We start from the raw sequence: 5,805 nt of genomic DNA, 5'->3' as shown, positions 1-5,805 counted from the left end.
CGCATCGTGAAAAGGCTCTCGGTGAAGGTGTCAGCGCCGCGCATCATGTGTCCGTGTAGTTGCTCAACAATTAACGTTTCTCAGGGGCTCGGCGTGGACCTAAACATGGGAGTATTTCAGCAGCCTGTTAAGGCCAGTGCGGATCAAGAGCTGAACAGGAAGTTCATCACGTCGCCATCTTTCACCACGTATTCCTTGCCTTCAGCCCGCATCTTGCCAGCGTCTTTGGCGCCCTGCTCACCTTTGAAGGCGATGAAGTCTTCAAACGCGATGGTCTGGGCGCGGATATAGCCTTTTTCAAAGTCGGTGTGAATCACGCCAGCCGCTTGCGGGCCCGTGTCGCCCACATGGATGGTCCAGGCCCGCACCTCTTTGACGCCTGCGGTGAAGTAAGTTTGCAAGCCCAGCAACTTGTAGGCCGAGCGAATCAGCCGGTTCAGGCCGGGCTCTTCCTGCCCGAGTTCTTCCAGGAACATCTGGCGGTCTTCGTCGCTCATCTCGCTCATTTCGGCTTCGAGCTTGGCGCAAATGGCCACCACCGGGGCATTTTGAGCGGCCGCGTAGGCCGTCAGGCGGTCCAAAAGCGGGTTGTTTTCAAAACCGTCTTCCGACACGTTGGCCACAAACATGGCGGGCTTGGCGGTGATGAGGAAAAACTGCTTGAGCAAGGGCAATTCTTCCTTGCTGAAATCGATGGTACGCACGGGCTTGGTGTCGTTGAGCGCGGCCTGGCACTTTTCCAGAATCGCCACCAGCTTGATCGACTCTTTGTCACCCGAGCGGGCGGTCTTGGTCACCCGGTGCAGGGCTTTTTCGACAGCAGACAAGTCGGCCAGGCACAGCTCTGTCTGGATGACCTCGATGTCCGAAATCGGATCGACCTTGCCCGCGACGTGGATCACGTTGTCGTCTTCAAAGCAGCGCACTACATTGATGGTGGCGTCGGTTTCGCGGATGTGGGCCAAAAACTTGTTGCCCAGTCCTTCACCTGTACTGGCACCCGCCACCAGACCAGCGATGTCGACAAACTCCACGATCGCGGGCACCACGCGTTCGGGCGTGATGATGTCTGCCAACTGTTTCAAACGCGAATCTGGCACTTCGACCACACCCACATTGGGCTCGATGGTGCAAAAGGGGTAGTTCTCAGCGGCAATGCCGGCTTTGGTCAAGGCGTTGAACAGGGTGGACTTACCCACGTTGGGCAAGCCCACGATGCCGCATTTCAAACTCATACAAATATCCTTAAAAATCAAGACCCCAGCTGCACGATCGAGCACAACACCAGCGTGGTCGAAGTGCCTGACCCGCGCAAAAGGCGCGGTAGCCAAAGTGAAGGGTATACCTTCAAAAACCGCGCCGAACGCGCGATTTTTGTCCTGGTTTTGTCCTGGGGTGAATGGGCATGATTGTACTTATCAGCGAATCCGTGCTTCAGCGCTCTACCGCTACCGATGGTCGAATCCTGCGTGATCGGGTGCTTTCTGGCTTCGGGGTTCGTCTGAACACCCGCAAGCGCACCTTTCTGGTGGCGACCAGCGTTCGTGGAAAGCAGTTCCGCATGATGCTGGGCTACTGGCCCCTCATGAGCGTCGAGGAAGCCCGTAGCAAAGCAATGGACGTGCTCCGTCAATGTCGAAACGGTGAGCAACCGAGCCGGAAGGTGCCTCAAGACCTCCCAACGCTTCGGGAAGCCTATATCGCCTACTGCAAAGCCAAAGGGATCAAACCATCAAGCCAGCGCCGCTACGAGTCGTTTTATCGAACCCACTTCGGGCCTTGGCTGGACCAGCCAGTCGATCACATGGGTCACGGCGCGTTCGCTGAGCACTGTCATGACTTTGCCCAAAATACCGGGAAGTCATTGGTCGAACTGGGTCGAGGTGTCATTGGCGCGGTCATAAAGTACGTGAACGCGGTCTACGGGCTGAACATCCAGTCGCCATTCGTGCGTTTGGGTGCTGCGGGGCTACTTCCCGAGCGAACCCAGCCCCGAGCGCGGGTCTTGCAGGAGTCAGAGCTACCCCAGTGGCGTGAAGCCGTGGACAAGTTGGGAGAGCGGCAGCGCGACTACCTGTATCTGGTCCTGTACACCGGTTTGCGCAGGAATGAAGCCCGAGACCTCAGACGCATCGATATTGACCTCACGGAAGGTGTCCTAAGCGTGCCAGAGACGAAAACTGGGCGTCCGCACACCCTACCCATCACCGAGCGCATGAAAGCGATCCTAGAGCGCCACTGTTCGGACCTGAAGCCCGAGGACTTGTTATTCAAGGGCGTAAGTGCAGACCATATGTGGGAGATGGCAATGCGCCATGGCGCGCCACGATTCATGCTGCATGACCTGCGCAAGATGGTGGCCACGGTCGGTCAGAAGTTGGGGCTTGGAGATGCCGTATTGAGGCGCATCCTTAACCACACTGCCCCCAAGACCGACGTGCTGAACCGGCACTATGTCGGCTTGACCGGTGATGATGTGCGTGCTGGCCTTGAGCGAATCCAGACGGAGATGGACGCGCTGTTGGAGCGTTGACCTGCGCCGGCTAAATCAAACTATCGAAGCGCCACATCTCCAGCATGTGTTCTTCGCGGTCTCAGTCGTCTCCCCTGCCTGACGAATAAAAGTGAGGCTTTGAAGCACACAAGGCATCCGCATTTCAGAAATTGTTGAAAAACCCCTCTGAACTTTGTCTATCCTTTGATTACCAACTCAACCAAAGGAACCAGCCATGTTTCGCCACTCGCATCAACCCCTGTCATTTCGCCACTTCCTGTCGGACCTAAATCAGCCACCGTCGGCTGCACCGCCACTTACCTTGACAGGAGTTTTACATGGCAAAACACACACCCTTGATTCACGCGGGCAAGACCAGCTCGAAGCAATCTCCAGCTGAGCGCGCCATTCGTCGCATTCGAACCGAACGACAGAATGACCTGTTGGAACTGCTGAAACAGCACCATCGGCGCATGCAAGAGGGCCCAGTGGTCGTTATGGAGGTTCATCCGATCGTTGGGCGTATTTACCAACGACTCAACAGTGACGCTTTGTATGAGTTCCTCGCTGACGCAAGAATCATGGACACGGATGCACGTTTTATCAGTTTCTCGCTGTTGTACGGTACACATGGACGCAAGAAGACGCCCTTCTTGTGCGTAAAAAACTGTCTCGAGGATGGTCTTCACCTTCTGATCGGAGGTAAAGAATGAACTTGGCCTACTACAACGCTGTCGCTGTTGTCCTGAACGAACTCGCGGAGGTTGGAAGATGATGTACCGTCCACCGGGAGTTGCGACACACTTGACTGACGAAGCGTGGGAGCGAGAATCCCAGAAAGTGGCAACCGATCAGGAATTGAATGCATTGCTGGGCGACCTTGTTGACATGGTCCAGCCAACAAGCTCAACGGCATCGGGACCTGCTTATTCGGCTGGTCCAGAGACCTTCACTATGCCGAAAGCAGCGCGTCACACGTCCTTGTTCGCAACGACGCCTTCAGCCGCACGTTCTGGCTACAGTTTCCCAACGCCGGCACAGGTGCAGGTAACCACCGACCATTCGAAACTCGCACGAAGGCTGCATGAATTGGCAGCCCGCATCACAAGCCACAGCGCCTACGACAGCGTGAGAAAGGAATGGTGCGCCCTACATCTCCATATCAACACGCTTGGTTTGTGGGCACCTTGCTTTCGCCCTTGGCCGAAGCTGCCGCAAAGACCAAGGGGCAAGTGCGCCGAACATGAGCATGCAATTCAACGGGACCGGCTCGTGATCGAGTCACACTGGCTTCATGCCCATAAAGAATTCGTCAACGTAGACACGACACGGGATAAGTGGATTCCCTTGTTTGACCATGCCAAGCCTTTTGACTTTGATCTGGCAGAACAATTCGCTCAGCAGGTGTGGGGCAACAACCACCGAACCGAAGAGGTGCTGGGCTTGACGCCATATCAGCAATCCCAAATGTTCTCCTTGAGGACCGACAGCACGAAAAAACATATGGAGTCATTTTTGAAACCGACGCGAGAGCCAGACAATCGCAGCATTCCGTCGCCTCAGGCCGTAATTCGAACCGCTCTGGCTCGCTGGCGAGAGCGGCAGCTTAACTTGGGCAACATTGACCGACTGCTGGCCCGTGCACAAGCCAAGTATTACCTTGGCGAGACGGCATCGGGTGCGCAAGTTGCTCGTTTGGCAGGCTTCATCTCAGGCACCCCACCGCAAGACGCGAAGACGGTGTCGCAGAGTCTGAAAAGACTGGACAGCTGGCTTCCGACAGGCGGCATTGCAGCACTGGGAGGGATTTTGTCAAGATGTTGAGGGTACGACGGGTCGGGTACTTTCAGGGGATGCCTTGGGGACTTCCAGGGGTAGCTCCTGGGCACCTCACGGGTAGTTGATCCTCACCAAGCCTTATTTGGTGCGGCTCCAACGAAACGGAAGGTCATTTCCGACACTAAAGAATAGAAGTAATGAAAAGTCGAAAAAGGAAAGATAAGAACTGAAGGGGCGCTGACGCGCCAAGAGGTTTTTACATTCCTTTGAATGTGCCAGTACCTCGGAATGGATGTCCTGACGAATACAGGCGGAACACGAGGGCGTACCGCCCTCCGGTTCCGCTCTGCTTCGGTGTTCTTGTATACGGATTCGTCACATCGATACCGGAATGATGAACGCAATACACCCGAAACTTCCACCCTCTTCTAGGACCTCCACTTCTCCTTCACTCGGGATTGATTGACCGTCGTCGTCAGGCTTTATGTAAGGTTTCAAAATCAGGTTTTTTCTTACAGTTTGACTATGCTTTCCTTATAGTCCGCGCGATGACTATTTTTGCTACAACCCGCATGCTGCATGGGTTTCAAGGCACTTACACCCAAAACCAACGCCCTGCGGGTTTTTGCATCAAATCCTCGCCGATACAACACCACCCTTGGCGGGATGAAGGCCATTTCCTACAGTCTGTGCACACACCGGACGCGCGTCCGCCCGTTTGGACAAGACCAAGGAAGACTATGAAAACCACCCCCGACAGGTTCGTCACCTACTATCGAGTTTCAACCCAACGTCAGGGCGCATCAGGTCTCGGGCTTGATGCTCAGCGGCAAACAGTCGCCCAGTACCTCACAGGAGCCTATAGAACTACCGTAGGCGAGTTTTTGGAAGTCGAGACTGGCAAAGGTGCAGACCCACTGTCCAAGCGCCCACAGCTTCGATTGGCGCTTGAGATGTGCAAGAAGTCTGGGGCCACCTTGCTGATTGCGAAACTAGATCGACTGGCACGGAACGTTCACTTTGTATCAGGACTGATGGAAAGCAAGGTCAGCTTCGTTGCGTGTGACCTTCCCGAAGCGAACCAACTTACGATCCACATCATGGCGGCATTTGCCGAGCATGAAGCCCGACGTATCAGCGAACGCACCCGAGACGCGCTAGCTGCCGCGAAGGCTCGTGGTGTGGTGTTGGGTGCTACCGGCCCAGCTAACCTGAAGACCTGCAACGACCAGCGCCAGCAGAAGGCTTTGGAATTCCGTGAGCGGCTGCACCCCGTACTTGAGGGCATGAAGGCGCAGGGTTTGACCAGGCGAGCCATGGTTGACCGGCTGAACGCCCTGGGTATCAAGGCACCCATGGGTGGACCGTGGTCATTGGGGCAAGTGCAACGACTTATTTCCGCTTGCCCTGATGGCCACCCAAATTCCCCCACTTATGGCCACTTCAAAATCCCCCACCTGAATTGATCGGGGACAGGGGTTCAAAGCCGACACCGTCGGCACCTGTTGGCAGGACGCATGTTCTGGCCCTCC

The 5,805-nt window shown here is 55.6% G+C and carries 5 protein-coding genes; 4 read left to right on the top strand and 1 reads right to left on the bottom strand.

Annotated elements, in window-relative coordinates; genetic code table 11:
- Positions 1-143: 143 nt before the first annotated feature.
- The gene (gene ychF, locus B9Z45_RS16390) at positions 144-1,235 is read right to left on the bottom strand and encodes a redox-regulated ATPase YchF (RefSeq protein ID WP_108408269.1); all 1,092 of its coding nucleotides are present in this window, start codon (positions 1,233-1,235) and stop codon (positions 144-146) included.
- 164 nt (positions 1,236-1,399) lie between these two features.
- Here ychF and B9Z45_RS16385 point away from each other — a divergent pair, with 164 nt between their 5' ends.
- The 4 genes from B9Z45_RS16385 to B9Z45_RS16370 all read left to right on the top strand — a co-directional run bounded on the left by B9Z45_RS16385 (position 1,400) and on the right by B9Z45_RS16370 (position 5,739).
- On the top strand, positions 1,400-2,533 hold the full coding sequence (locus B9Z45_RS16385) for an integrase family protein (RefSeq protein WP_108408268.1): 1,134 nt from the start codon (positions 1,400-1,402) through the stop codon (positions 2,531-2,533).
- Positions 2,534-2,832: 299 nt separating this feature from the next.
- Positions 2,833-3,207: a hypothetical protein gene (locus B9Z45_RS16380; RefSeq protein ID WP_108408267.1), complete on the top strand. Its 375-nt coding sequence runs from the start codon at positions 2,833-2,835 to the stop codon at positions 3,205-3,207.
- Between the two features lie 91 nt (positions 3,208-3,298).
- Positions 3,299-4,318, top strand: coding sequence for a hypothetical protein (locus tag B9Z45_RS16975; protein ID WP_146180954.1), 1,020 nt, complete (start codon positions 3,299-3,301; stop codon positions 4,316-4,318).
- Positions 4,319-5,013: 695 nt separating this feature from the next.
- Positions 5,014-5,739: a recombinase family protein gene (locus tag B9Z45_RS16370; RefSeq protein ID WP_108408265.1), complete on the top strand. Its 726-nt coding sequence runs from the start codon at positions 5,014-5,016 to the stop codon at positions 5,737-5,739.
- Positions 5,740-5,805 lie beyond the last annotated feature (66 nt).

Source organism: Limnohabitans sp. 2KL-17, assembly GCF_003063415.1.
Taxonomy (GTDB): Bacteria; Pseudomonadota; Gammaproteobacteria; order Burkholderiales; family Burkholderiaceae_C; genus Limnohabitans_A.
This window is presented reverse-complemented; position numbering and strand designations above follow the sequence as displayed.

Excerpts from the sequence above, each read along its gene's own strand:
- ychF (WP_108408269.1), bottom strand. The coding sequence starts at position 1,235 with ATGAGTTTGAAATGCGGCATCGTGGGCTTGCCCAACGTGGGTAAGTCC.
- B9Z45_RS16385 (WP_108408268.1), top strand. The coding sequence starts at position 1,400 with ATGGGCATGATTGTACTTATCAGCGAATCCGTGCTTCAGCGCTCTACC.
- B9Z45_RS16380 (WP_108408267.1), top strand. The coding sequence starts at position 2,833 with ATGGCAAAACACACACCCTTGATTCACGCGGGCAAGACCAGCTCGAAG.
- B9Z45_RS16370 (WP_108408265.1), top strand. The coding sequence starts at position 5,014 with ATGAAAACCACCCCCGACAGGTTCGTCACCTACTATCGAGTTTCAACC.